The organism is Micromonospora sp. U21 (assembly GCF_018070045.1).
Lineage (GTDB): Bacteria > Actinomycetota > Actinomycetes > Mycobacteriales > Micromonosporaceae > Micromonospora.
In genome coordinates, this window is record NZ_JAGPYK010000002.1 from 109,115 (window position 1) to 135,263 (window position 26,149).

Consider the following 26,149-nt stretch of genomic DNA (forward strand, 5'->3'; position numbering starts at 1 on the left):
GTCAACCTCTACCTTCCCGATCATCGGTCTGATCGTCGGCTCGGCCGGTGGCTGGCGGCGCCGGCGCGTCGGCGTCGGACTGCGGGACCTCGGGAAGCACGACGGTGCGGTCATCCTCCGTGCCGCGCAGCCGACTGGCACCGCCCAGCCGGTCGGAGCCGGTGTGCCGAACCTGGCGGCAGACCTCCAGACACATGGCCAACGCCCCGATGTCGTCGTGCCGTTGCGGCGAGATCGGCTCCTCGACCGAACCGTCGCTGATCCGGTCCGCCGCGGTGGCGAGTCGACGCAGCGGCCGGGCGAACACGTAGTACTGCCACATCTGGGTGAGCAGCACGATGCCCGTCACGGCACCGGCGACCAGCAGGGTCCACCGCCGCCCGTCGCTCTCGGGCAGCCGCAATCCGGCCAGATCCTGCTCCACGACGATCGACCATTTCAGCGGAGCCACCGTGTTGGGCTTGTTCAGACCGGCGGCGGCGACGAGCGCAGGCTCCCCGTCGGGTGTCTCCGCCATCCCCACCGTGCCGCCCTTCAGCGCCTCGCTGGCGGCGACCCGGGCATTGCCCTGCAACGCCTCGAAGGCGCGGAATCCCTCCGAGTCGAACACCGTGCGCAGATCCTCGTCGACGATCCGGGCCTGCCCGTCCACCGAGCGCAGGACGTCCAACAGGTAGTCGATGTCGAACTCGCCGACGGTCGCGACACCGTTGTCCGCCACCCGGAACGCGTAGACCACCGGGACGCGGGACGTCTCGCCGTCCAGGTCGATCCCGGTCTCGCCGCGCAGCGGCTCCTTGCGTAGCGGTTCGCGACCCGCCGAACTGAGCACGGACCCGCCGGGATCCATCAGGTAGAAGGCGCGGAACCGGTTCTTGTCGGCCAGCTCCTGCTTCAGAGCCGGGGTCATCTGGCTCGGATCCGTGGCTTCGGCGGCCTGGGAGGTACGGGTGACCGTCTGCAGACCGTTGTTCAGGATCTTCCCCAGCACGGTGCTCGCCCCCTCGGCCTTGCTCTCCTCATCACTGACGAGCTGGTCGGGCAGTGCCGCCTCGGGCTCACGCAGCGTGTACGCAACGGCTGCCGCCGGCCAGAGCAGAGCCACCACGGTCGCCGCGGCCATACCTTGGACCACGGTCGGCCGCCAACGCCATCGCCACCTGCGCGCGGCGGGAGGCGAGCGATCCCCGGACGTGAGAGCCAACGCCCGAGCGATGCGGTGCGCCTCCGCGACCCGCAGCGGATACCGCTTGGTCGGAACGGCGCCGCAGGCGTTGTCCTTGGCCTGCTTTAACAGCGACCGCACCGGGCCGACGAGCGACATCCGCATCAGCAGGAAGCTGGGTACGGCCAGTGCCAGCAGGGTCAGGCCCAGCACGATGCCCTGGACCGTGGACGTGCCGCCTGTCTCGTCGGCGACGATCAGGGTGGCGACGGTCGCGCCGGTCTCGCCGACCGGGGCGGAGGAGACCACCAACTGCCTGTTGACCCACTCGGTCACCCTGATCGGGTGACCCTCGTTCGACGTGGACCCGGCCAGTCCCTGGAAGGCCACGGGCAGGTGAACCTCGGGTACGGCGCTGACGCCCTGCATCAGGGTGCTCTTGCCATCCGGCGTGATGACGAAGACACCCTGCCGGGCCTTGGGGTTGAGCCGCAGCTCGTCCATGTCGAGCGGTTGCGTCGCGAGCAGGGTCTTTGAGCCGTCCAGGGCGAGGCTGCGGACCAGGGCCGGGCCGTTGGGCGTGGTGATCGGGAAGGTGTCCTTGGCGGGCAACGCCGGCGGCAGCAGCTCCAGGGGCACGCCCGAGCCGGCGGTCGCCAGCGGCCGACGGGTGGCTGTCTCCACGATCGTGGCCCCGGTCCATTCCGTCCCGTTGGCCACCACCTGTTTCAGGAGTTCAGGATCGGGCGTCGTCGGTGACCGGCCGGCGATCCGCTGGTCGAGGTCCTCGACCGAGTGGTTGATGGTCAGCCGCATGCTCGAGGCGACCTTTGCCACGTTGTCCCGCTGCGACTCGACGACGGCCGGGGGCACACCCCGTTGGCTGTTCACGGCGAACCCGAGCACGATGGCGGCAGCCAGCACCATGGTCGCCCAGATGTAGACCAGTGACGGCTTGTTGGAGCCCGCCGGAAACCCGGCGGCCGGCAGCTGCTGGTCGAGCGCCCGCCGCCGCCATGGGACGACCTGTTCCGGAGGTGGGGTGGGGCCCGCTACCCGAGCGCGTCCGTGGAACCGCCTCCGCCCCGTGCTCTGGTCCGGCGCGGACTCATCGCCTCTGTTCTCACTCGTCATGGCCACCCCTTTCTTCCGAGGAGATGTGGCGTGGCAGGACCGATCCTCATGGTCCGACCGGGTGGGATGAGTCGCCCTCACCCCACCGGGATGAACCGAGCGCGAGGTCGGCCGCGGGCGGACGTCAGCCCCCTGCCGCGGTACCGTCTCTGCGGCGGTCCGCCGCGCCGAGGAGCTGGTCGCCGTGGACCTGGATAGCGGTGGAGCCGCTGTCCAGTGCCACGAGCCTCGGGCAGGGATGCTGGAGTGTCACGAAGTCGGCGAGGCGGGTGGCCACCCCCCGGTCCGCCTCGAGTTCGGAGGGGGCGCCGACCTTCCGGCCGCACTTGCGGGTGATGTCCTGCCCGCTGAAGTGCCCCTGATCGAGTGCCTTAACCGGGCTCATCTTGTCCACCACCACGCCGACCAGTGCCTGGACGACGTAGTCGGGGATGTGGGAGCCGCCGGCGGCGCCCACCACCAGCCGCAGCTTCCGCCCGTCCTTGTCCAGCACGATGGTGGGTGCCATCGAGGCGGTGGGCCGCTTCTGTGACTCCTGGACGTTCACCGGCTTGCCCGGCGAGACGGACGACGTGTCGGTGAAGTTGTTCAGCGCGTTGTTGAGGATCATTCCCCGCGCTTCCAGGTGCGACCCGAAGTGGGTGTTGTTGGTCGTGGTCATGGCCACGGCGTTGCCGTCCGAATCCACGATGCTGACGTGGCTCGTCGGGTCACCCACGTCCACCGTGCTGGGGACGGCATCCTTCGGCGGGCCGGCGGGAGGGACGACGCCCGGAGGATCCCCCGGGGTGATCGGATCGATCGCCTTGTCCGGGTCGAAGAGCGAGAAACGCCGGTCGAGGTAGGCGTTGTCGAGCAGCCCGTCCACGGGCACGTCGTGGAACTTCGGGTCGCCAACGTACGCCCGGCGGTCGAAGTTCGCCAGACGGCTGACCTCGACCGAGAGATGCAGCCGTTCTCCCGAACCCGGTTTCGTCTTTGCCACCTGGCCGCGTTCGAGCATCCCGAGCATTTCCAGGACCGTCACACCTCCGAACGCCGCCGGCGCCGACGTGCACACCTTCACGCCGAAGACGTTGCGGCAGAGTGGTTCCCGCTCGATGGCCTGGTAGTCGGCGAAGTCGTCCGCTGTCATGAGGCTGGGAATCACCACCGGGCCGGCGGTGTTGCCCTTGAGCTTGATCGGGCCCTTCGCCGCGTGGTGGGCGATCGCGGGAGCGATCGTGCCGTTCGGGTCGTAGAACGCCTCCGCGCCGCCGTCGCGGACCTCGCGCAGCACCTGGGCTATCTCCGGGTTCTTCAGCGTCGTCCCCGGCGACTTGGCCCGGTCGCCGTTGCAGTACCGGGGCCGCAGGTCGGGATAGTTGCACCGTTTACGTCCGTTGAAGCGGTCGTTGACACCGCTGCTCAGGGACTCGGACATCGGAAAGCCATTGGCGGCCAAGCGGATGGCGTCGTCGAAGAGCCGGTCCCAGTCGAGGGTGCCGTACACGTCGTGCACGTCCTTGAGCACTTTCAGCGTTCCGGGAACGCCGAAGGCGCGCCCGGTCGCCGACACGTCCCAGGGAAAGCGGTCGACGTCCAGCCTTCTGCTCTCCTCCTCGGTGGGAGTCATGAGGTTCTGCGTCACGGTCCTCGGTGCTGTGGACATTCCGTCGAAGAGGCGTACCGTGCGCTTGTCCGGATCCCAGTAGTTGATGAGCGTGCCGCCCGCCAGACCGGAGGCGTGTGGCTCCACCACGGCGAGGACGGCCTGCACCGTCACCGCGGCATCGGCAGCGTTGCCGCCCCTGGCCAGGATCCGGCAGCCGGCCTGGACTGCGAGCGGGTTGGCCGCCGCCACCATGAACTTCGTGCCGACCGCATCGGAATCCCGGCCGCTAGTCAAATTCGCGCAAGGGTCCGCTGGCGCAGCCTGGGTGTTTCCTGGCTCTTTCGCCAGGACCGTCAACCCGAGCGCCAGTACCAGAGCGGCAGCCAGGAAACGCAGCTTACGTGCGTGCATATGACAACTCCGGTTCGATGTGGAAACGGGTGCGTCATGCTCGACCTGCGTTGCTCGTAGGGACCGGCACGCGCGGGTTCGGTAGGAACTCAGCGTCGGCGGGGCCGGCAGACCCGACATCGGAATCATCTTCGGCGCTGGGATGACGGCGCAGGAGATCACGAAAAGTCGTGGCCCTCGGGACTGGCGTGCCGAAGGTGGCGCCGTGGAGTTCGATGGGCCGAGCATTATGTTCCCCATCCACGATGAATCGGGTCGGCTAAAGGGAATGTGGCCGTCGACGTCCCGATCAGCGTGTTTGTCCGCCGCGTCTGGTGCCGGATGCTGCGGGCACATATTGTCGGCCGGCAATGAATAGGCCACCGGTCATCGTGCCGTGTTAGCGTCGGCAAATGAGGGCGCCATGACATGCGCCGCGCCCGGTCGCCCGGTCGTCTCACCGGGCAGCGGGTAACGACCTGCGGTTCGAGCCGTCACATTCGTCCAACACCCGGCGCGACATCCACCCTGAGGAGGAATCGTGCAGGATCGGATCGACAACCCGGGTCACACCCGGTGGCGGCGCTCCGCCGCACTGCTGGTTCCGGTGGCCGTGGTCGCGGGCGCCATCGTGCTCGGCATGGCCAACGGCGCGGTCGCGGCCTCGTTCGCCGTCTCCGGCCAGACGTTCAAGGTGTCCGCGTCGGAGCTGCAGGGCACCGGCTTCGTCCAGTACGGCGGCGTTGCCCGGGAGGTGGACGGCAAGGAGCACCCGGTTGCGGTCACCGGCATCCGCGAGGCGCGACTCTACGACCTCTGTCAGTCGGTGAAGACGCCCGGCCTCCCCGTGGTGCTCACCATCAACGCCGGCGGCGGCGGTAGACCCGCCACCGCGAGCGACCTCTTGATCGACGCCGAGTCGCTCGAGGGTGACGTCGTGTTCAAGAACGTCAACATCGGGCAGGACGCGTCGACCCTGCAAGGCGGTCCGGACGGTGCGCAGGGTCCCCCGAAGGGCTTCGGTCAGCAGGCCGACGCGGTGACGATCAAAAACCTTCGCCAGGTGGCCCGCTCCACCCAGGCCGGGACGTTCAACCTGACGGGAATGCGGCTGAAGGTCAACGTGGGCGCCGCCGCGAAGGAATGCTTCTGAGCTGACCACCGGAGTCCGCGGGAGGGCTTGGCGGCTCCGTGCCGGCCCTCAATTTTCCCTTCTCCGGCAGGAGGCCATGCGTGACGACCGCCGAACCGCAAACTGCCGGGTCCAGCCGGTTCCGCGACACGCTGGGCGGCTTCCGACTCTGGCGGCGGACCCGTCCGTTCTGGGGTGGCCTGCTCACCGCACTGGCCGGTCTGGAGATCTTCGGCACGACCCAGATGTCGCTCGGTGGTCTGGCATTCCAGTTGGGGCCGACCGGCTTCCTGTCCTGGTTGATCCCCGCCATTCTGGTGACCTGCGGGATGTTGATGTGGTTCAAGCCGCAACACCGGATCCTCTACGCGGTGGTCGCGGCGGTTACCGCACTCTTCTCCCTGATCGGGGTGAACCTCGGCGGCTTCTTCATCGGGCTGCTGCTGGGCGCGTTCGGCAGCGCCCTCGGCTTCGGCTGGATGCCGGACACCCACCGGACCGTCCGGTCGGATGACCAGCCGGCTGACGACACCGCGCGCACGCCGCCGAGCGCGGGCGGCCGGCGCTCCTCGACGAGTTGATGACCGGCCGGGACGGCACCGGGCGGGGTGGGTCGCCGCCGGCGTCCACGGTCTACGGGGTGTGCGGTGCGCGCCGTGGTTCTCGGCGGTTCGGGCGACCGGAGGCGGCGGAGCCGATGCCCTGGCACACCGACCTGCGGGTCGTCACGGTACTGCTGGGTATCTCCGCCGCCGTTGCCCTGGCGGCGCCCGGCCCGGGCCGGGCGTCCGGTCCCGGCACCCCGACGCTGGACGGACCCACCTGTCCGACCATCGACTGCACTCCGGGGCCGCCACGGACCACCACCGGCGGCGCCGAGGCCCGGAAGCCGTTGCCCCTGGTCTCGCCTGAGCCTGGACAGCCGGTGGTGGCGACGACGCCGTCACACTGGACCGGGTCGCGGGTGACGATGACCGGGCTCCGGATCGAGGGGATCGTCAAGCTGCCCACAGCGGACGGCACGGTCACGACGTTGAAGTTCAAGCTGGACCGTGCGGTCACCGACGATCTCCTGCTCGACGCACCCGCCCCGGCGGGCCGGATGCTGCACCTGCGCACCAGTGAGCTGACGCTCGACGGGAATGTTGCCTTCTACGCCACCAGGTTCGTCGGAAAGCTTCTCGACAACAAGATCACACTTGCCCCGGACCTGCCGCTCCCGGACGGCATCCCGCTCGCGTCAGCCGTCTCGATCACGGTCACAGAGCCGGCGATCGACATGGTCTCCGTCGGCAGTGACACGCTGACCGCGCGGTCGACGCTGAAGCTCACCTCGAACTGACCGCGCCGCCGGCCCGCCCACCATCCGACCCGGGGCACTGACCGACAACGCCGCCGAACAGACCTTCCTCAGCGGGCGGGCGGCGGCCGTGGCACCGGACCGACCGTGCCGGGCCGGCTGCCGGTGCGGCATCGCCTACTCAGCGGATGTCGTGCGTCTGGAGCCAGAGTTCCAGCAGCCCGAGCTGCCACAGCTTGTTGCTGCCGGCCGCCGCCTCCGCCCGGTCCGGTTCGGCGAGCAGCCGTGCCACGTACTCCGGGCGGAACAGCCCCCGCTCCCGCGCGGCCGGCGCCTGCAACGCCTCGGCCACCAGCTCGCGCACCGGCCCGTCCACGTTGCGCAGCGCCGGCACCGGGAAGTAGCCCTTCGGCCGGTCGATGACCTCGGCCGGCAGCACCTCCCGGGCAACCTCCTTCAGCACACCCTTGCCACCCTGGGCCACCTTGTGCTCCGGCGGGCAGTGCGCGGCCAGGGTGACCAGGTCCTGGTCGAGGAAGGGGGTGCGCACCTCCAGGCCCCACGCCATGCTCATGTTGTCCACCCGCTTGACCGGGTCGTCGGGCAGCATCAGGTGGGTGTCCAGGCGCAGCACCGCGTCCAGCGCGGTCTGTGCACCGGGTGCCGCGAGGTGCTCGGTCAGCAGGTCGCGGCTGGCGTCGTGGTCCAGCGCGTACACCGGGCCGACGATCCGGCGCAGCTCGTCGTGGCCGCGGTCGAAGAACGCGGCGGCGAACGTCTCGGCGGCGCCGTGCCGGGGCGCCTCGGTCAGTGGCTGGTGGTAGCCGTAACCGGCGAACACCTCGTCGGCGCCCTGCCCGGACTGGGCCACCTTCACCTGCTGGGCCACCTGCTCGGAGAGCAGGTGGAAGGCGACCACATCGTGGCTGCCCATCGGCTCGGCCATCGCCAGAACGGCGCGCCGCACGGCGGGCACCAGGTCGTCGTTGGACAGCCGGATCCGGTCGTGGTCGGTGTCGTACGCGCGGGCCACCAGGTCGGAGTAGTGGAACTCGTCGCCGGATTCGCCGTCGCGGCTGTCGAAGCCGATGCTGAACGTGCGCAGGTGCCGCTGGCCGGCCTCGGCGAGCAGCGCCACGATGAGGCTGGAGTCCAGCCCGCCGGAGAGCAGCACCCCGACCGGCACGTCCGCGACCAGCCGACGGCGTACCGCTGTGCGGAGCGCGTCCCCGATGGCGGCCCGCCAGTCCGCGGCGTCCATCCCGGCGTCGGCCGGTTCCCGCACGTAGTCCGGCCGCCAGTACACCTCCTCCCGGCTGCGCCCGTCCGCCTCGATTACCCGCAGGGTGGCTGGCGGCAGCTTGCGTACGCCGCGCAGCACGGTCCGCGGCGCGGGCACGATCGAGTGCCACGACAGGTAGTGGTGCAGCGCCACCGGGTCGATGCTGGTGTCCACGTCGCCGGCGCGCAGCAACGCGGGCAGGGTGGAGGCGAACCGGAGCCGCCCGGGGGTCTCGGCGAGGTAGAGCGGCTTGATACCGAGCCGGTCGCGGGCCAGCACCAGCCGCCGCCGGGCCCGGTCGACCAGCCCGATCGCGAACATGCCGACCAGGTGGTCGACGAAGCGGTCACCCCAGTGCGCGTACGCCACCAGGATCACCTCGGTGTCGCTGGTGGAGTGGAAGGCGTACCCGGCGTGGGTGAGTTCCTCGCGCAGATCCGGATAGTTGTAGATGCAGCCGTTGAAGATCAGCGCCAACCCCAGGTCCTCGCGCACCATCGGCTGGCCGCCCGCGTCGGACAGGTCGATGATGGTCAGCCGGCGGTGTCCGAGGGTCACCCAGTCGTCGGTGAACAGCCCCTCGCCGTCCGGGCCGCGGGACCGCATCGCCTCGGCCATCCGGGTGACCGCCGTCGCGTCGGGCGGCCTGCCGTCGAATCGGGCCTCCCCGCTGATCCCGCACATCAGGCGGAATGGTGAGTCAGATGGGACACCAGCGGCACGGCCATCCTCCTGTCACCTCGCCCGGCCCGTCACGGCCGGTCCCGCCGACCGGACGGGGCGCTGGCTACCCGGGCGCGGGGTGGGCAAACCCGCTGTTAGGAAGGGGCCCTTCCTATGCACCAGGCGTTAACAAGGGGCCCTTCCTTGCATCTCAGCAGAGCAGGGTGCGCAGGATGCGGGCGAGTTGGTCGCGGTCGGCGTCGTCCAGGTGGCCGAAGAAGCGGTCGGCCTCGGCCCGGCGGGCGGCCCGGATGGCGGCGCTGACCCGGTTGCCCTCCCCGGTGAGCGCGACCAGGGTCGCCCGCCGGTCGGCCGGGTCGGGTCGGCGTTCGACGAGCCCCCGGGTCTGGAGGTCGTCGACGACCTCGGTGGCGGAGCGGGGCGCGATGCGCAGGTGCTCGGCGATGGTGCCGGGGCGCAGCTCACCGTGCCGGGCCAGCACCCCGAGTGCTCGGGACTGGCTGGGGGTGACGTCCCACGGCGCCAACGACTCCCGCGCCTGCCGGCGCAGTCGCCCGGCCACCGCCCAGAACGTCTCCGCCAGGCTCTCGTCGTCGCCGTCCGCCGTGCGCTCCGTCACGGGGAATACGGTAGCAGGGGACGCGGTTGCTACCTCATGATGAGGTAACCTCAGCAATATCGCCGACGAGAGGCAGGGCCCCTTGGAACCCACCCCCACCGGCCGCGACCGCGGCCACCGCACCGTCAGCGCCGACGAGAAGGCGCAGGCCCGCCAGGTGTCACTGCGCCGCATCGGCCGGCTGTTCACCGCCCACCGGCCCGCGGTGGCCGCCGTGACCGCGATCATCGTGGCCTCCTCGATCATCGCGATGGCCACCCCGTTCCTGCTGCGTGCCGTCATCGACCGGGCCCTGCCGCAGGGCGACGTGACCCTGCTGGTCTGGCTGGTCCTCGGCATGGTCGCGGTGGCCGCGGTGACCGCCGCCCTCGGCGTCGTCCAGACCTGGATCTCCACCCGCGTCGGGCAGCAGATCATGCACCGGCTGCGCACCGACGTCTTCAGCCACCTCCAGCGGCAGTCGCTGGGCTTCTTTATCCGGACCCGCAGCGGGGAGGTGCAGTCCCGCATCACCAACGACATCGGCGGCATGCAGTCGGTGGTCACCTCGACCGCCACCGCCGTCGCGTCCAACCTCACCACCGTGATCGCCACCGCCGTCGCCATGGTCGCGCTCTCCTGGCAGCTCTCCCTGGTCTCGCTGGTGGTGCTGCCACCGGCGATCTGGCTGACCCGCCGGGTCGCCCGGATGCGCCGGGAGATCACCGCCCAGCGCCAGCGGGAGCTCGCCGACCTCAACGTCACCGTGGAGGAAGGGCTGTCGATCAGCGGCGTCCAACTGGCCAAGACCCTCGGCACCGGGCCCGCGCTGATCGACCGGTTCAACGCCTCGTCGGCCCGCCTGGTCGACCTGGAGCTGCGTAGCGAGCTGGCCGGTCGCTGGCGGATGGCCTCGATGAGCATCATCTTCGCCGCCGTCCCGGCGGTCATCTACCTCGCCGCCGGCCTGCCCGGCACCGCCGGCACGCTGAGCATCGGCACCCTGGTCGCCTTCACCGCGTTGCAGGGCGGCCTGTTCCGGCCGCTGATGGGCCTGCTCAACGTGGGCGTGTCGCTGACCGCCTCGCTGGCGCTGTTCGCCCGGATCTTCGAATACCTCGACCTGCCGGTCGACGTGGCCGACCCCACCGAGCCGATCCGCCTCGACCCCGCCCAGGTGCGCGGCCGCCTGCGCCTGGAGGACGTCACCTTCGGCTACCCGGGCAGCGACACCGCCGCGCTCGCCGGGGTCACCCTGGACGTGCCCGCCGGCACCAGCCTCGCCCTGGTCGGCGAGACCGGCTCCGGCAAGAGCACCCTCGCCGGGCTGGTCAGCCGGCTGCACGACCCGACCGCCGGCCGGGTCACCATCGACGGGGTCGACCTGCGCGACCTGCGCCTGGCCGACCTGGCCTCGATCGTCGGCGTGGTCAGCCAGGAGACGTACCTGCTGCACACCACCGTCCGGGAGAACCTGCGCTACGCCCGGCCGGACGCCACCGACGCGGAGATCGAGGACGCCGCCCGCGCGGCCCAGATCCACGACCTGATCGCCGGCCTTCCCGACGGGTACGACACCGTGGTCGGCTCGCGCGGCCACCGGTTCTCCGGCGGCGAGAAGCAGCGGCTGGCCATCGCCCGTACGCTGCTGCGCGACCCGCGCATCCTGGTCCTCGACGAGGCCACCAGCGCGCTGGACACCGAGACCGAACGGGCCGTGCAGCGGGCGTTCGACGTGCTGGCCGAGGGACGTACCACCATCACCATCGCGCACCGGCTCTCCACCGTCCGCGACGCCGACCAGATCGCGGTGCTCGACCACGGCCGGATCGTCGAGGCCGGCACCCACGACAGCCTGCTGCACCGCAACGGCCGCTACGCCACCCTGGCCGCCTGACCGTCCGGCCGGGCGGTTCACAACCGTCTCGAAACCGTCGCTAAAACCGTCTCGTTATTGCTCGTCCAGATGGCGGTAGACGGTGGCCCGCGAGACGCCCAGGGTGGCGGCGATGGCGTCCACCGAGTGGGTGCCCGCCGCGTGCATCCGCCGGGCCGTTTCGATCTGCTCACGGCCCAGCGCCCGCGGCCGCCCCGGTCGCCGCCGACGCTCACCCGGCCCGACGGCGGAGACCGTGGCGGACGGCGCCGCCAACAGACGGCGTGCGCCGTCGAGCATGTCGGCGCGCAGCACCTCATCGGGCACGTCGGTGAAGAAGACGATCGGATCGCTGCACGTGGCGACCGCCTGCACCGCCCGGACCCGCTCCCGCCGCCCGGCCGCCGGTCCGGCGATGAGGTCGTTGGCCCGCATCGCGATCCCCATCAGCCGGTGGTACGTGTCGCCCCGGCCCACTAGCGCGATGTCGTGGAAGAGCATGCCGAGCGGCCGACGGTGGGCGAGCAGGGTGTCCACCCAGCCCTCCAGCACAGTCCACCGGGCCTGCTCCGTGGGCTGCTCCCGGGCCGCGTCGAGCAGCGCCTCCAGGTCGGCCAGCAGTGGCTCGACCAGTGCCGCCAGCAGGTGCTCCTTGGCCGGGAAGTGGTACAGGATCGCGGCCTTGGTCAGCCGCAGCCGCTCGCCGATCTGGCGCAGCGAGGTGCGCTGGTATCCGTGCACGGCGAAGAGGTCGAGCGCGGCGCGCAGGATCCGGGTACGGGTGTCGTCCGCGGGATCGGCGGTCATGCCGGCCAGCCTAACCGGCGTCCTGACCGGTGGCTGACGTCACCGTTGATTGTGCTGACCGGCGGTCAGTACAGTGGGGACGGTCGACGCATCCAACGGCTGGAGGGGCGATGCCCGTCATCTCGATCGACAACCTGGTCAAGACCTTCGGCGGAATCCGGGCACTCGACGGGCTCGACCTGCGGGTCGAGGCGGGGGAGGTGCACGGCTTCCTCGGGCCCAACGGGTCCGGGAAGTCCACCACCATCCGGATCCTGCTCGGGCTGCTCCGCCATGACTCCGGCGAGGCGCGGGTGCTCGGCGCCGACCCCTGGCGCGACGCGGTGCGCCTGCACCGCCGGCTGGCGTACGTGCCGGGCGACGTCAGCCTCTGGCCGAACCTCTCCGGCGGGGAGGCGATCGACCTGTTCGGTGAGCTGCGCGGCGGCCTCGACCGGCGTCGCCGCGACGAGCTGCTGCAACGCTTCGATCTGGACCCCACCCGCGGGTGCCGCACGTACTCCAAGGGCAACCGGCAGAAGGTCGCCATCGTCGCCGCCTTCTCCTCCAACGTGGAGCTGTACGTGCTCGACGAGCCGACCTCCGGCCTCGACCCCCTGATGGAGGCGGTGTTCCAGGACGAGGTGCGGCGGATCAAGCAGGCCGGCGCCACCGTGCTGCTGTCCAGCCACGTGCTCGCCGAGGTCGAGGCGCTCTGCGACCGGGTCAGCATCATCCGCGAGGGTCGCACCGTCGAGTCCGGCAGCCTCGCCGAGCTGCGTCACCTCACCCGCACGGCGGTGATCGTCGAGACGGCCCGACCGGTGACCGGCCTGGACGCGCTGCCCGGTGTGCACGACGTGCGCGAGGTCGACGGGCGTACCCACCTGGAGGTCGAGCCGGCGCACCTCGACGAGCTGCTCGGCCAGCTCATCCGCTTCGGCGTCCGCGCGCTGACCAGCACCCCACCCACCCTGGAGCAGCTGTTCCTGCGCCACTACGGCGACGAGCGCGTCGCCGCCGACGACCCCGAGTCGGCCGAAGCCCAGCGGGCCGGTACCCGGTGACCGCCCTCACCGGCACCCGCCGGCTGGCCCGGCTCGTGCTGCGCCGCGACCGGATCCGCCTGGTGATCTGGGTGCTCGGCACGCCCCTGCTCGGCTACGCCCTCGCCGGCAGCGTCGCCGGCATCTACCCCGACGAGGCCGCCCGGCAGGGCTACGCCACCACGTCCGCATCCAGCCTGGTCGCCCGGGCCTTCAACGGCCCCATCGCCGGCACCGACGTCGGCGCCGTGGTGGTCGCCGAGACGTACGTGACGCTGGCCCTGATCGTCGCGCTGCTGAGCACCTTCGCGGTGACCCGGCACACCCGCCAGAACGAGGAGACCGGCCGCGCCGAGCTGCTCGGCGCCTCCGTCGTCGGCCGGTACGCGCCGCTCACCGCCGCGCTGCTGGTCGTGGTCGCGGCGAACCTTGCGGCCGCGGCGCTGCTCGCCGTCGCCCTGACCGGCGCGGGCCTGCCACTGGCCGGCTCTGTCGCGGCAGCCGGCGCGGTCGGCGGCGTCGGGGTGGCCTTCACCGGCGTCGCCGCGGTCACCGCGCAGGTCTCGGTCACCTCCCGGGGCGCCAACGCGCTCGCCGCCGCCGTCGTCGGGCTCTCCTTCGTGCTACGCGCCGCCGGTGACGTGCTCGGTGACACCAGCGCCGACGGCACCCGGGTGGAGAGCGGCTGGCCGTCCTGGCTCTCCCCGCTCGGCTGGGGCAACCAGGTGCGGGCCTTCGGCGGGGAACGCTGGTGGGTGCTCGCCCTGCCCGTCGCACTGCTGCTCGCCGGGGTGGCGCTGGCGTACGCCCTCGCGGAGCGGCGGGACCAGGGCGCCGGGCTGGTCGCCCCCCGACCCAAGCCCGCGACCGGTGCGGCGTGGCTGCTCAGCCCGGCCGGGCTGGCCTGGCGGATGCAGCGCGGCACACTGCTCGGCTGGGCGGTCGGGATCGCCGTGCTCGGCGTCTCGATGGGCGTCGCCGCCGACGAGTTCAACGCCATGATCGAGCAGAATCCGGCCGCCGCCGAGGCGATCAACGCGATGGGCGGCGGAGCCGACCTGGTCGACGCGTACCTGGCCGCGATGCTCGGGCTCTTCGCCCTGACCATCGGGGCGTACGTGGTGCAGGCCCTGCTCCGGATACGTGGCGACGAAGCCGACGGGGTGCTGGAGGCCGCCCTCGCCACCGCGGTGAGCCGCACCCGATGGCTCGGCACCCAGGTCCTCGCCGCGGCGCTCGGCACGCTCGCCCTGCTGCTGCTCGCCGGCCTGACCACCGGGCTCGGCTACGGCCTGGTCACCGGCGACCCGCTCGGCGAGGCCATCGCCCTGGGCGGTGCCGCGCTGCTGCGGCTGCCGGCCCTGCTCGTGGTGGCCGGGGTGGTGACCGCGCTCTTCGGCCTGCTGCCCCGCCGGTCGGTGGTGCTCTCCTGGACGGCGCTGCTGGTCTTCCTGCTCCTCGGGCAACTCGGCGCGGTGCTGGAGCTGCCACAGGCCGCGCTCAACGTCTCGCCGTACACCCATGTGCCGTCCGTACCCGCGGTCGACCCGGCGGTGCTGCCGCTGGTGCTGCTCGCCGGGGTGGCGGCGGCGCTGCTCACGGTCGGCGTCACGGCCTTTCGGCACCGCGACGTCCCGAGCTGACGTGCCTCTTTCCTGGTGATCGTTGGCCTCTGGGCGACTCGACACGCCGAGGCACGCCTTGCTGAGCTGCCACCGATCGCTTCGGCTAGCAGAAATCGAGCGGTGAGTGGGTGTCCTCCACAGGTTGGCGGGTGTCCACAGGGGGAGGAGTGATGTGGTTGCGGGGGGTTGAGGTGGAGCGACACGGTCGGTGGTGTGAATTCGGTGCTTCTGGAACTGGTGGAGCTTGGTGGAGGGCTGGTGACGCGTGGGGTCGCCAGGCAGGTAGTGCCACAGTGGACGCTAGATGATCGATTCCAAGGGATGCGGGACAGCAAGCAGACGCGAGGGCGTCCATGATCGGCGTTGCCTAGGCAACGAGACCATGGAGGCCACGTGCACGTCGATCTGGACACCCTCGCGACCGCACTCTACGTCAGGATCGACGACGAATTGAAGGCGTCTCCGCAGCTCAATCGGTGGCGGCCTAAGGTCGGGATCGCTCCGCAGATCACCGACGCCGAACTGATCACGGTGTCGGTCATGCAGGCCCTGCTGGGCTATCACAACGAGAGTCGCTGGATCCGCTACGCCCGCAAGTCGATCATCCACTTGTTCCCCTACTTGCCCAAGCAGCCTGGCTACAACAAGCGCCTGCGAAGTCTGGGCGCCCAGATCAGCCACCTCATCGCGGTGCTGGTCACCGACACCGACCTCTGGCGGCACCCGATCAGGATCGCCGACTCCACCCCGGTGCCGTGCGGCATGTCCCGCGAGACGGTTCAACGCTCCGACCTGGCTGGCTGGGCCGGCTATGGCTACTGCGCCTCGCACTCCCGGCTCTTCTGGGGCCTGCGGCTGCACCTGGTCACCACCGTGCACGGCCTGCCCGTCGCGTTCGCCCTGAGCAACGCCAAAACCGACGAACGTGAGGTCCTCACCGACCTGGTGACCCTGCAGCCGAACATGTTCCACCACCCGGACGGGCTGATCCTCATCGTCGACAAGGGCTACCGCGACCGCGACACCGAAACCTGGCTCAACGACAGCGGTATTACCCTCGTGCGACCCGCGTACCGCACCGAACCGGCACGCCCCGGTCGTGGCCTGCTGCGGGCCGTCCGGCAGAGCATCGAATCGGTCAACCAGACCATCAAAGGCCAACTCGATCTCGAACAACACGGTGGCCGTACCATCACCGGCGTCGCCGTCCGGGTCCTGCAACGCGTCCTCGCCCTGACCGCCGCGATCTGGCACAACTGGCACACCGGCCAACCAATCATGCGATCACTGATCGCCTACGACCACTGACCCCTTGGAATCGATCATCTAGACCAGGCTTGCCGCAACGGTGAGCTGGTGCGGGTGTTGCCCGAGGTGTTCGTCGCGGCCCAGCTGTTGGGCGGTCGACCGGGTGGCCCTGCCCTGAGTCGACTCGACCCTGCACTGGGTCACCGTGCGGTCCTCGCCTGGGCCGACGGCTGCGGCGCACTCAGTCACCTAAGCGCGCTCAGCGCATGGGGCCTGCTCCCGCAGGCAGTCGGCGACCCGGTGCACCTGAGCACGCCGGCGGACGCCAGCCTGCGCACCCGACCCGGGGTGGTCGTGCATCGACGCCGGGGCCTCGTCATCGGGCCGCCGCACGTGGTGATCCGGCGGGGATTGGTGGTCACCCGCCTTGAGCAGGCACTCGTCGAGTCGTGGCCGATGTTGCCGTCCACCGAGCGGCGGGCACCGGTGATCCGGGCGGTCAACGATTGGCTGACCACGCCCGAACGCCTGGCGGAGGCCTTGGGCACTGTGCCGAAGCTGAACGACCGAGCAGCTTTCCGAACGCTGCTGACCCGGCTCGCCGACGGCTGCCGCAGCCCCTTGGAGATCTGGGGGCACGAGCACGTCTTCACCGGCCCGAACATGCCGGCGTTCCGCCGACAGGTGCCGCTACGCGTCGGGCGGCGCACCCTGTACCTCGACATGCTCGCCGAGCGGGAGCGAGTCAACATCGAACTCGACGGGGCCAGCACCCACGGCGACCCACGCCAGCGGGAGATCGACCTGCGCCGGGACGCCTTGCTGGCGACCACCGGAATCCTGGTGGTCCGCTTCGCCCACCGCCGCCTGGTTCATGAGACCGACGCGGTACGCCGGGAAACCCTGGCCATCCTCGCGACCCGCCGGGCGGGCGCGACCGCCTGAGGATCACTTGCACAAGCGGAAAGTGTTCGCATACGCTTTCCGGCGTGGAAAGTACTGGTATTGAGGAGCAGCTCAGGGCGGCCGAGCGCGGTGCCGCCGCGCCCTACGTGAACTATCCGCCCACCCCATGGTGGTATGCGCCAGCCATCGGGGCCTGGGCCGCCGCCATGATCGGCACGTTCACGTGGTGGCGGGAGAACGCGGCCCTGTTCATGGCGTCGCTCGCCGCCCTGATCGCCGTCGAGGCCCTGTTCGTCGTCTGGATGCGGCGTCGGCACGGCGCGCTCCCGATGCCGGGCAAGGGAACGCCACCCGCCGAGATCGCCGCGGTGTGGCGCGGATATTTCGCTGCCCTACCCGTGGTCACCCTGGTCGTCGGGCTCGTGTGGTGGCTGGTCGGTATCCCAGCTGCCGCCGGGGCGGCATTCGTCCTCGTGACGGTCGGCCTGGCCGTCTATGAGCGGCGATATGCCTCGGCTGCCGCCGGGACGCGGGCACGCCTGCGATGATCGACGGACTGGACCCGATCATCCACGTGCCCAAGCGCCTGGCGGCCATGGCTGTCCTGGCCAACGCCCCTTCGGTCTCGTTCCGGTTCCTGAGGGACCATTTGCAGATCAGTGAGTCGGATCTGTCCAAGCAAATGTCCACATTGGAGGCAGCGGGCTATGTCGCCTCGACGAAGGTCGGTCGTGGCCGTGGCGGCAGTACCACCTATCGGATGGTCGAGGCCGGGCAGAAGGCCTACGAGCAGCACTGCGCGGCACTGAGAGCACTGATCGGCGACGCATAGCGTTGGTGTGCGACACCGGGTAGGGGCTGGCGGGGTTGCCCGGTGCTGGCAGCCTCGGCGGCGTGGGCACTCTTCTGACGCAGCTTCCGGCACTTCTCGGCGTACTGGTCGGCACCCTGGGCACGATCCTCGCCACCTCGCTCACCGACCGCGCGCGGTGGCGGCGCGGCCAGAGCGTCCGCTGGGACGAGCGGCGGCTGGACGCGTACGTCGACTACGCGCACGCCATCAAGGAGAGTCACGCCATCGCGCTACGGATGACGGCCGACCACCGGCCGGGATCGCACAGCCACCCCATCGACCGCGAGAGCGGGCTGGTCCGGCTGGCCGAGGCGGACGCGCGACGCACCATCGTCTGGGAAAACCTGCTGCTGCTCGGCGGCTCCCGGGCGGCGATCAAGCTGGGGGAGTACGTCGAGCAGGCGTGGCAGCTCACCGTGCCTGCGCTGCGGGCCTCGTTGTCGGCTGCGGCTGGGCCGGTGCTGCTGCACGACGCGGCAGTGCTGGCGCGGTACCGGGCGATGGACCGGCTCTACGAGCTGGTCGACGTGGCACGCGGTGGGGTGGGGGCGTGTGGCTGCTCTGCCCGATGGAGGACCCGGCGCTGCTGCCCAAGCTGGACGGTGCGGTCGTGCGGGTCGGCGACAACGAGTGGATCGCCCTGCCGGACGCCTGGGTCGTCAACGCACACCGCAGCACAGCGGCCGCCTCCTGACGGATTCGGCGTGCACGCCGATTGGTGCGACCGGCCGCCGTACCCGGATCCCATGATCGTTGACGGCTGGGCGACGCGACACACCGACGACCCTGCAGCTGAACCGTCAACGATCAAGGCTCGCGTTCCCGGTTCATGGTGGGTTCTCGTTCTCGGCGTGTCGCGGTTTGCGGTCAGGCCGGTCGGGTGCGGCAGACTGTGCCGGTGAGTCCAGTGAGCCGTGGTCGACGCCGCAATGCAAAGAAGCGATCAGTACGCGGCGGTGCGCCGCTCGTCGTGGTGGGCACGCCGGAGGAGTGCGACTGCCCGCACTGTGCCGGTGTGCAGCCAACGCCGGGGCAGATCGGTGACCTGCTCAAGCAGTCGGTCGACATCGACGCCATGCAGGATCCGCTGGAGGTAGAGCTCGCCGCCTCGATGTTGCTGGCGATCGGGGCGGCCATGGGCGACGACTTCGACCGGGCGTTGCTGGACCTGTTCGTGCCGACGTTCGAGGCGAAGTCCACCCCAGAGGCGCGGGCGATGCTGGCGGGGATCGCTTCGGTCACCGATGGTGAGGTCAGTCGGGCGGCGACGGAGGCTGCCCGCCGGCTCACCGGTGCCGGCGTCACCGCACCATCCTGGCTCGCCGAACTGGACGCCCCGATCACGGTCAAGGATTGCTGCTGCTTTGTCGATCCGTCGGGGTCGGCGTTCCTGCTGGCTGGCAGGTTCCAGCGGGCCGGTCGGTCGAATGTTGTCGCCGTCAGCCTGGACGACTGCGACTGTTGTGCCGCCGGTCAGATCCTGTTGATCGAGGCGTACCGGTGGGACGAGGCCCGCGAAGCGCTCCTGTCCGACCTGCACGCCGGTGGCGTCGACGTCACGGAGGAGAAGCTGCGGCCGGCGGACTTCCGCCGAACCGTGGAGGACGCGCTGGACGCCCGAGCCGAGCACGACCGGTTCGACCCTGAGGTGCTGGACGAAGTCCTCGAGGAGGACGGTCCCGACTACCCCGCTCTGGCCCTGTTGCTGCGTAGTTGGATGCGGGCGCTGCCAGCGAGCCGCCGCCGCCCCCGGGGTTACGGTCACGATGCCGAAGTGGATGTTGCCTCGATCTCCGCGCTGCTCGACCTCCTGAGCCCAAGGGGGCCCGGCGGTGCCGTACCGGCCCAGCGTCGCCCCGCCAGCCTGCCCGCGAAGCGCAAGAAGTCCGACGGCCCAGCACCGATCTACCAGATCAAGGTCAGCCTGCGGGGCGCCCGCCCGCCGATCTGGCGGCGTCTCGAGGTGCCCGCCGACGTCAGCCTCGCCCGGTTGCACGAGCTGATCCAGGTCGCCTTCGGCTGGCACGACAGCCACCTGCACGTCTTCGAGACCCGACACGGCAGCTTCGGCCGACCTGACCCGGAACTCGGCCACCGCGCCGCATCGCGGGTCACCCTGGAGCAGGTCGCCCCCGCCGTCGGGGACAAGCTGCGGTACACCTACGACTTCGGCGACAACTGGGAGCACGACATCCTCGTGGAGAAGGCCCTCGACCGGGAGAAGTCCGGGGCGTACCCGCGCTGTGTCGGCGGACGACGTGCGGCGCCGCCGGAGGACTGCGGCGGCGTGTGGGGGTACGCCGAGCTGGTGGAGATTCTTGGTGACCCCACCCATCCCGAGCACCAGGACCGGCTCTACTGGCTGGACCTGGACGATCCGACCGGCTTCGACCCGGCCCGTTTCGACGCGAAGGCGGTGACCGTAGCCCTGCAGCAGAGCCGGTAGCCCATGGAGCCAACCCCCGGGCGTCGATCGCCGGCTTGGGCCAGCGGGCGAGCGCCGGCTTGTCGAGGAGGTAGATTTGCCCACGAGCTGGGCCATCTCGTTATCGGCCTCGAGTATTCGAGCGGAATTCATTGAGGCGTCGGGGTGGACTCCACAGCCCTACCTTGACTCGGCGCGGATACCGCCGACGTACGCGCACGCGGTGATGGAGGCCTGGCGGGCGAACCGGATCACCCAGGCCCGGGCGCTGGAGCTGATGCACGGCCAGGTCGTCGACGCGGACCTGCCGGTGAACGACGACTTGGAGATGGAGCCGCGTGGTCGGGTTCGCCGGTGCCGGTGCCGGTGCCGGTGCCGGTGCCGGTCCTGGTCCTGGTCCTGGTCCTGGTGCTGGACACGATGGTGCTCAGCCACTTCACCCTCGCCGACCGGTTGGATGTCCTCCAGAATCTGTTGATCGACGCGGACTGCTGAACGACGCAGGTCGTCATCAAGGAATTGAGGGCGGGGGCGAGTACCGTCCCCACGGGATGGGGATGGTTGCAAGTGGAGTCATGACCGTTCGGGTGGTGGCGACGAGATCAACTTCGGTGCACCCTGGCCGTTGTGAAGGCCTTCGTGGGAGTGACGGACGAGAAGTGGTACCGCTTCCTGGCGGCCCGCCCCGGCCTGAACGAGGTCAACTTCTGGCGCCCTTCAGGAGGCGGATTTCGTGCACTCACCCCTGGCGAGCCCTTCTTCTTCAAGGCTCACTATCCCCTCAACCGGGTCATCGGTGGCGGCTTCTTCAGTGGGTTCACGCAGTTGCGGATTTCGGAAGCCTGGGAGCTGTTCGGCGAAGCCAACGGCGTCGCCAGCCTCGATGAGATGCGTCGTAGCGTCGGCCGGTACCGCAAGCAGGCGATCGGCCTCGACGAAGATCCGGTCATCGGGTGCATCTTTGTCCGCGATACCACTTTCTTCCCGAACGAGTCCACCGTTGCGGCGCCGCCTGGATTCGCGTCGAACGTCGTACAGGGAAAGACCTATGATCTTGCCGACGGGCTCTCGGCCGATTACTTCAACCTGTTGATCCACCGCCTGATCGGTACGACGGTTGAGCTTGATCTGAGCGAGCCCTGGCACCGTCCGGGGCCGGTGTACGGGGATCCCAGGCTGGTGCCGCAGCGCCTCGGTCAGCAGTCGTTCAAGGCTGTGGTGCTCGGAGCCTACGGTCGGCGCTGCGCCATCACCGGTAACAAGGTCCAGCCGGTGTTGCAGGCTGCCCACATCCGGCCGCTTCCAATGGGCGGCGAGCACCGCCTGGACAACGGTCTGCTCCTCAAGTCGGACGTCCACATCCTCTTCGACAGGGGCTATCTGGGGGTGGACCCGAAGCACCGGCTGATGGTCAGCCGACGGCTGCGCAGCGAGTTCGGCAACGGCGACCAGTTTTACTCCAAGGCCGGAACGCAGATAGCCCTTCCAGAGCGGCGTGGCGACCGGCCGAATGGTGAGTTCCTGGAGTGGCATCTCGATACGGTGTTCAAGGCCGCCTGAGAACCTTCACGGCTCTCGTACCCGGTGACCGACCGGGAGTACGCGGTGTCGCCCGACCTGCCGTCGTGGCGCGCGGAATCGTTGCGACGCCGTCCTGGCCGTATCGAGATGCACGGACCGGACATCTGCGGTGACAACCACGTCATCGTGCTACCGGGTCAGGGCACCCCGGAATGGACGGCTGCGCTGACGAAAGGCCGCCAGCCGGACGTTGGTGTCACCTGGCGGGCCCCACCCCCACCAATTGTCCGAAGAGCCCTATAACGAATAGCGGTGACTGCCGTCTGCGGCCTGAGGTTGTTGTTGGTGTCGCTACCACCGCCTATGGTGTGGATGTCAGTTTGGGGAGGGGACAAGACGTGAGCACTGATAACAAGGCAGCCGTGCCAGTATGGACACTCGCTACGGAGGCCGTGAGCGTGCCGGACGTGCTAGGCGATGAGGGCATGACACCGGCCCGGCTCGCAGAACTGAGAACAGTCCTGGCAACACTTGCAGGTTCCCGCATCGCCACGCTCGAAGCGCATCCGATGTCAACCAAGCGCGATCGTAACGGGGGGATTCCGCTTCATGCAGCCAGTCCGCTCGCTCAACAGTTGTCGCAACTCGTGGCTCAGACAGCGAAGTCAGCTCCTCCGACGCTGAACGTCGCCGCTGCCGGTGACGTGCTCTATAAAATGGTGGTACCGGCAAAGTTCGCCGCACAGGTCGGTAAAGGACTTGTCCGGCCCATGGCTGCGAAGGCATCTGCAGGAGGGTTCTACGGCGACCTGGTCAACTCCACTGGCATCGTAGCAAAAGCCACGTTTGTGCCCGTTGCTGGCAAGGCCGCTGTTGCAGGTGCTGCAACCGGCTCGGCCACCACGGCTGGTGTGGCCGTGGCCAGCACCGGAGCCTTGACAGTGGCCGCGCCACTTGTGCTGATGGCCGTCGCGGTCAGCGTCAGCGCCTACGCTGATCATCAACGCCAGAAAGCGATCGAGCGAATCACCGACCTCCTGGAGCAGTTGCACGAAGACAAACTCGAGAACGAACGCAGCGAGTTGGACGGTTGTCGTGACGCGATCGACAAGGCGACGTCGGTTCTCCTCGACCAGGGAAGAATCGGCCTGTCGTTAGGACTGGATTCCTCGTCGTACGCGATCAACACGGCGATCGAACGGACCAAGCGTCGGCTCATGAAGTGGCAAGATGCGCTAGCTGCGCTGCCCGACGGCCCGGTTGAAGTCGGTGCATTGACGAAGTCATTCCCCGGTATCAACGAGGAGGGCGGTGCATTCCGCGCACACATGGAGCTTGCCCGACTCGCCATTGCTCTCAAACGCCGAGTGCTCGTGCTTCAAGCAGTTGAACACGCTCAACAGCCGGGAACGGACAATCCGTTCAAGAGCTTCATCGGAAGCTTGCAGGACGACGAGCGTCGCGTCGACGAGTTGGAATCAGGCATCAACTCGATCCTACTTCGATTGTCGACTCTCGAGTTGAAGCGGCACGGCGGTTTCCGAAGCATCATGTTCACGCAGGGCGAGGTCGACGACCTACTCAAAGCCGCATATCGCCTTCGCGGCTTGGCCGATGGCCTCAACGTGGGAATCCACCAGGCTGACGTTGCGATTGAGATCGAACGAAGCAGCGACGGATCGCTCGTAGTGTTCCCTGCAGTCGCTGCCTGACCGGACGCCACGCGCAAGGCCGTCGGCCGGGCGGTCGGCACCGAGGTCGCCAGGCCGCTCGTCTTCTATGTTGGGGAGCAGCACGTGCGGTGCCGCCGGAGGCATGGCCCGGCAAGGGCGCGGGTAGGCGGCGGGCATGACTGGATTGGTTGCGCACCTGCACGGTGGGCCACTCGACGGGGTGGATCGGCAACTGCCCGGCGCCACTGACGAACTCGTGGAGTTCACCCATGAAAGCCGTGATGGCACCTGGTACGTGGAGTACCGCAGGGTTCGCCGCGACGATGACGGATGGCATTACGAGGCGACCGGCGAGATGGAAAAACAGGACGAGGAGTAAGCAATAGCCGCCAAAGCGCCACACCCTCCGCCGGGTGGTTGTCGGGGGCCGGCGCGGGTAGACATCAGCGCCAGCCCAGGCAGTGACCACTGCAATCGTGGTCGCGGCTGCCCATTGTCTGCTGGCCGCCGCGCTTGGGGGTCGCTGACTGATGTGCGACGTGACACCGTCGTCCGTACCAGGGCGGTTGTCGGGGGAGATCGTGGAGCTGAGGGTCCACGGGGTGGCAGGCACCGGGGCCGGTCAAATGCTCGGTTGCCAGGACGTCCGTCAGGTGGCCGGCGACCGGCGGGCCGGCTTCTACCGCCCCGGGGCGCAATCCCGGCATACTTCCGGTCCGGGCGGGACCGTGCTGGAGGCGTACCAGTGGAGCGACCTGCCCTCGGGCACCGCGGGGCGAACGCTGTCCCTGGTCTTTCTCCTGCCGTTCATGCTGAGCAACATGACCTTCTGGATGCGTCCAGCGGGCGGGGGCTTGCGGTCCGGCGTCACGGCGCTGTGCCGGCTCCTTGCGCTCACCCTGACGCTGCTGTACGCGCTGACGGCAGCCGGGGTCGTCCTCGATCTCCTGGGATGGACGTGCCTGGGCTCGTCCCGTTGTCTCGCCGGGCGTGGCTGGCTGTCCTGGCTGGCCGGCCGACCGGTCGGTCTGCGCCTGGCGCTGCTGGCCCTGGTGCCGTTCGCCGCGGTGGCACTGGTGTGGTTGCTCAGCGCACGACAGGTTCGCTCGTACGGGGCCTTCCGGTTGTCGACGGCGGACTCGCAGGATGCCCACTTCGCGGCCTTGGACCGGTGGGACGTTTCGCCGACGGCGAAGCGGCTTCGCGCGATCCACGTCGCCGCTGCTTTCGTCACGCTGGACCTCGTGCTGCTCGCCGCACGCGCCGCCGCCGGGGCGTCCGTGGCGGTGATCGTGCTGTCCGCGCTCACCGGAGCGCTGCTGGCCACGTGTGTTGTGCTGCTCTGCTTCTCGGGCCTGCTGGAGCCGACCCCGACCGACAGCACCACGGATCGGATGCCGGTGACGCTGCAGGTCGTAGCCGGCGGCCTGACGGTCGCGACGCTCGGGGCCGTCGCCATGGGGCCGGTCCGCTGGCCGCGGTCGAACGGGCTGCCCAGGTACGACGCCATCGTCGCCATCGTCTTCGTCGCTCAGACGGCGCTGCTCGTCGCGCTCGCCGTACTGGTGCTGTGGCGTCCTGACGGCCGGGATCGCCGGCCGGCGCTGCTGCACGGGTTGGGCGCCGTCATCGTCGCCACAGTCGCGGCGGGCCTGGCCGGGGCCCTTTCCGGCGAGTTGGTCTACCGGACGGCGTCCCTGCTCAGCGGGCCGACGTTCGTGCTGCGGCCCAGCGACCCGGCGGTGCCAGCGCCGGCGTACCGGTGGGCGATCCTGGCCTTCTTCCTGACCACGATCGCCGGCGCGGCGACGTGGGTCATCATCATCCTGTCGGCTCGCGCGGACCGTCGGCGGACCGCGGCGGCCATCGTGACCCGGGACTACCCAGCTCCTCCTCCGGAAGCGACCACTCAGGTGCAACGAGTGAGGAAAGCGGTGAGCCGGGCTTCCCTCACCGAGCAGTTGGGCACACTTGGCATCGCCTACGCGTGCCTGACCGTGATCGGGCTCGCGGCCGGCGTGCTGGCTCTTGTGGGCTTGGAGCCCGGCCCGCTGGTGCAGAACCGCCTCGGCGTGTCGAGTGGGGCGGTGAGCGTGGTGATGGCCATCGGCAGCTACATGATTCTCGCGGTCGTCGGCGGGCTCCTGGTCGGCGCGCTGTTCCCGAACGAGACGGCGGGATTTCGCCGCTACGGCGGAGTGCTGTGGGACATCGGCACCTTCTGGCCCCACGCGGCCCACCCGTTCGCGCCGCCCTGCTATACCGACCGGGCGGTCCCCGAGCTGACGGATCGGATCTGCCGGCTGGCGCGGCGCTACGACGGTGTGGTGCTCAGCGGACACAGCCACGGGTCCGTCATTCTGGCCGCAACCGTGCTGCGACTGCCCCCAGAGGTGCGGCGACGAGTCGCGCTGCTCACCTACGCCTCCCCCCTCAAACGGCTCTACGCCCAGCTCCACCCCGCGTACTTCGGCGATCCCGTGCTGCACGAGGTCGGCGACCGGATCGGGTGGCGCTGGCTGAACCTGTGGAGCGACACCGACCCCATCGGTGGCTGGATCTTCTCCGGGCATCGGCCCGGGGATTCTCCCCTGCGCCCTTCGCCCGCCGCGTTGGTGGATCGCCGCCTACGCGACCCCGAAAACGTGCTGCCTCAGCCAGGGGAGAGCGCCCCGCCACAGGTGAAGGGGCACATGCCAAATGAATCGGACGATCGGTACGCGGCGGCAGTCCGTGAGTTGGCAGACCAGCTGCGAGCAGATCTGGAGGAGCGGAGTAGCTGGCCGGACCGTCGGGCAGCGTGACGGCGTGGCGAGGGGTCCACCAAGAACTATCCATTCCAGCGCAAGGACCGGCGTGACTACGCGACGAGGGCGTGGCGGGCGGGCGAGGTGCTGTGCGCGGTCTGCAG

The 26,149-nt window shown here is 69.7% G+C and carries 22 protein-coding genes; 17 read left to right on the forward strand and 5 right to left on the reverse strand.

Going from position 1 to position 26,149, the window contains the following annotated elements; all coding sequences use genetic code 11:
- Window position 1: 1 nt before the first annotated feature.
- Window positions 2-2,299, reverse strand: a complete 2,298-nt coding sequence (locus tag KBX63_RS03240) for a HAMP domain-containing protein (protein ID WP_210907901.1) — start codon at window positions 2,297-2,299, stop codon at window positions 2-4.
- A 124-nt stretch (window positions 2,300-2,423) separates the two neighbouring features.
- On the reverse strand, window positions 2,424-4,667 hold the full coding sequence (locus KBX63_RS03245; RefSeq protein WP_210907903.1) for a gamma-glutamyltransferase family protein: 2,244 nt from the start codon (window positions 4,665-4,667) through the stop codon (window positions 2,424-2,426).
- A 157-nt stretch (window positions 4,668-4,824) separates the two neighbouring features.
- Between KBX63_RS03245 and KBX63_RS03250 the strand changes: the two genes are divergently transcribed.
- From KBX63_RS03250 to KBX63_RS03260, 3 genes are all read left to right on the forward strand, one after another.
- Complete coding sequence (locus tag KBX63_RS03250) at window positions 4,825-5,436, forward strand: DUF6230 family protein (protein ID WP_210907904.1); 612 nt, start codon at window positions 4,825-4,827, stop codon at window positions 5,434-5,436.
- 80 nt (window positions 5,437-5,516) lie between these two features.
- On the forward strand, window positions 5,517-5,996 hold the full coding sequence (locus KBX63_RS03255) for a DUF6114 domain-containing protein (RefSeq protein ID WP_307871592.1): 480 nt from the start codon (window positions 5,517-5,519) through the stop codon (window positions 5,994-5,996).
- Between the two features lie 116 nt (window positions 5,997-6,112).
- Window positions 6,113-6,757 (forward strand): hypothetical protein, encoded by a 645-nt coding sequence (locus KBX63_RS03260; protein ID WP_210907906.1) that lies wholly within the window; start codon window positions 6,113-6,115, stop codon window positions 6,755-6,757.
- 139 nt (window positions 6,758-6,896) lie between these two features.
- On the opposite strand, the gene KBX63_RS03265 is transcribed toward KBX63_RS03260, so the two are convergent.
- Complete coding sequence (locus tag KBX63_RS03265) at window positions 6,897-8,681, reverse strand: N-acetylglutaminylglutamine amidotransferase (protein WP_210907907.1); 1,785 nt, start codon at window positions 8,679-8,681, stop codon at window positions 6,897-6,899.
- Between the two features lie 190 nt (window positions 8,682-8,871).
- Window positions 8,872-9,300 carry a MarR family winged helix-turn-helix transcriptional regulator gene (locus tag KBX63_RS03270; protein ID WP_210907909.1) on the reverse strand — a complete coding sequence of 143 codons (429 nt, stop codon included), beginning with the start codon at window positions 9,298-9,300 and terminating at the stop codon, window positions 8,872-8,874.
- Window positions 9,301-9,382: 82 nt separating this feature from the next.
- Here KBX63_RS03270 and KBX63_RS03275 point away from each other — a divergent pair, with 82 nt between their 5' ends.
- Complete coding sequence (locus tag KBX63_RS03275; protein ID WP_210907911.1) at window positions 9,383-11,176, forward strand: ABC transporter ATP-binding protein; 1,794 nt, start codon at window positions 9,383-9,385, stop codon at window positions 11,174-11,176.
- A 54-nt stretch (window positions 11,177-11,230) separates the two neighbouring features.
- On the opposite strand, the gene KBX63_RS03280 is transcribed toward KBX63_RS03275, so the two are convergent.
- Window positions 11,231-11,962, reverse strand: coding sequence for a TetR family transcriptional regulator (locus KBX63_RS03280; protein WP_210907913.1), 732 nt, complete (start codon window positions 11,960-11,962; stop codon window positions 11,231-11,233).
- A gap of 110 nt (window positions 11,963-12,072) precedes the next feature.
- Between KBX63_RS03280 and KBX63_RS03285 the strand changes: the two genes are divergently transcribed.
- From KBX63_RS03285 to KBX63_RS03345, 13 genes are all read left to right on the forward strand, one after another.
- Complete coding sequence (locus KBX63_RS03285; RefSeq protein WP_210907915.1) at window positions 12,073-13,008, forward strand: ABC transporter ATP-binding protein; 936 nt, start codon at window positions 12,073-12,075, stop codon at window positions 13,006-13,008.
- Entirely contained in the window at window positions 13,005-14,630 is a 1,626-nt protein-coding gene (locus KBX63_RS03290) for an ABC transporter permease (protein ID WP_210907917.1), read from the forward strand. Before KBX63_RS03285 ends, KBX63_RS03290 begins: the two co-directional genes overlap by 4 nt.
- A 375-nt stretch (window positions 14,631-15,005) precedes the next feature.
- Window positions 15,006-15,920 (forward strand): IS982 family transposase, encoded by a 915-nt coding sequence (locus KBX63_RS03295; RefSeq protein WP_210907918.1) that lies wholly within the window; start codon window positions 15,006-15,008, stop codon window positions 15,918-15,920.
- Window positions 15,921-15,968: 48 nt separating this feature from the next.
- Window positions 15,969-16,805, forward strand: a complete 837-nt coding sequence (locus KBX63_RS03300) for a DUF559 domain-containing protein (RefSeq protein WP_307871593.1) — start codon at window positions 15,969-15,971, stop codon at window positions 16,803-16,805.
- A 44-nt stretch (window positions 16,806-16,849) separates the two neighbouring features.
- Window positions 16,850-17,314 carry a hypothetical protein gene (locus KBX63_RS03305; protein WP_210907920.1) on the forward strand — a complete coding sequence of 155 codons (465 nt, stop codon included), beginning with the start codon at window positions 16,850-16,852 and terminating at the stop codon, window positions 17,312-17,314.
- Window positions 17,311-17,598, forward strand: coding sequence for a transcriptional regulator (locus KBX63_RS03310; protein ID WP_210907927.1), 288 nt, complete (start codon window positions 17,311-17,313; stop codon window positions 17,596-17,598). Before KBX63_RS03305 ends, KBX63_RS03310 begins: the two co-directional genes overlap by 4 nt.
- 62 nt (window positions 17,599-17,660) lie before the next feature.
- Window positions 17,661-18,521, forward strand: coding sequence for a hypothetical protein (locus KBX63_RS03315; RefSeq protein WP_210907929.1), 861 nt, complete (start codon window positions 17,661-17,663; stop codon window positions 18,519-18,521).
- Complete coding sequence (locus KBX63_RS36320; protein WP_210907931.1) at window positions 18,518-20,065, forward strand: plasmid pRiA4b ORF-3 family protein; 1,548 nt, start codon at window positions 18,518-18,520, stop codon at window positions 20,063-20,065. The genes KBX63_RS03315 and KBX63_RS36320 overlap by 4 nt, the downstream gene beginning before the upstream one ends.
- 333 nt (window positions 20,066-20,398) lie before the next feature.
- Complete coding sequence (locus tag KBX63_RS03325; RefSeq protein WP_210907933.1) at window positions 20,399-20,539, forward strand: hypothetical protein; 141 nt, start codon at window positions 20,399-20,401, stop codon at window positions 20,537-20,539.
- 132 nt (window positions 20,540-20,671) lie between these two features.
- Window positions 20,672-21,604 carry an HNH endonuclease gene (locus KBX63_RS03330; protein ID WP_307871594.1) on the forward strand — a complete coding sequence of 311 codons (933 nt, stop codon included), beginning with the start codon at window positions 20,672-20,674 and terminating at the stop codon, window positions 21,602-21,604.
- Window positions 21,605-21,963: 359 nt separating this feature from the next.
- A complete protein-coding gene (locus KBX63_RS03335) occupies window positions 21,964-23,277 on the forward strand; it encodes a hypothetical protein (RefSeq protein WP_210907941.1) in 1,314 nt (437 codons plus the stop codon).
- Between the two features lie 136 nt (window positions 23,278-23,413).
- Complete coding sequence (locus tag KBX63_RS03340; RefSeq protein ID WP_210907943.1) at window positions 23,414-23,617, forward strand: hypothetical protein; 204 nt, start codon at window positions 23,414-23,416, stop codon at window positions 23,615-23,617.
- Between the two features lie 223 nt (window positions 23,618-23,840).
- Window positions 23,841-26,042 (forward strand): hypothetical protein, encoded by a 2,202-nt coding sequence (locus KBX63_RS03345; RefSeq protein ID WP_307871595.1) that lies wholly within the window; start codon window positions 23,841-23,843, stop codon window positions 26,040-26,042.
- The last annotated feature ends 107 nt before the right edge of the window (window positions 26,043-26,149 follow it).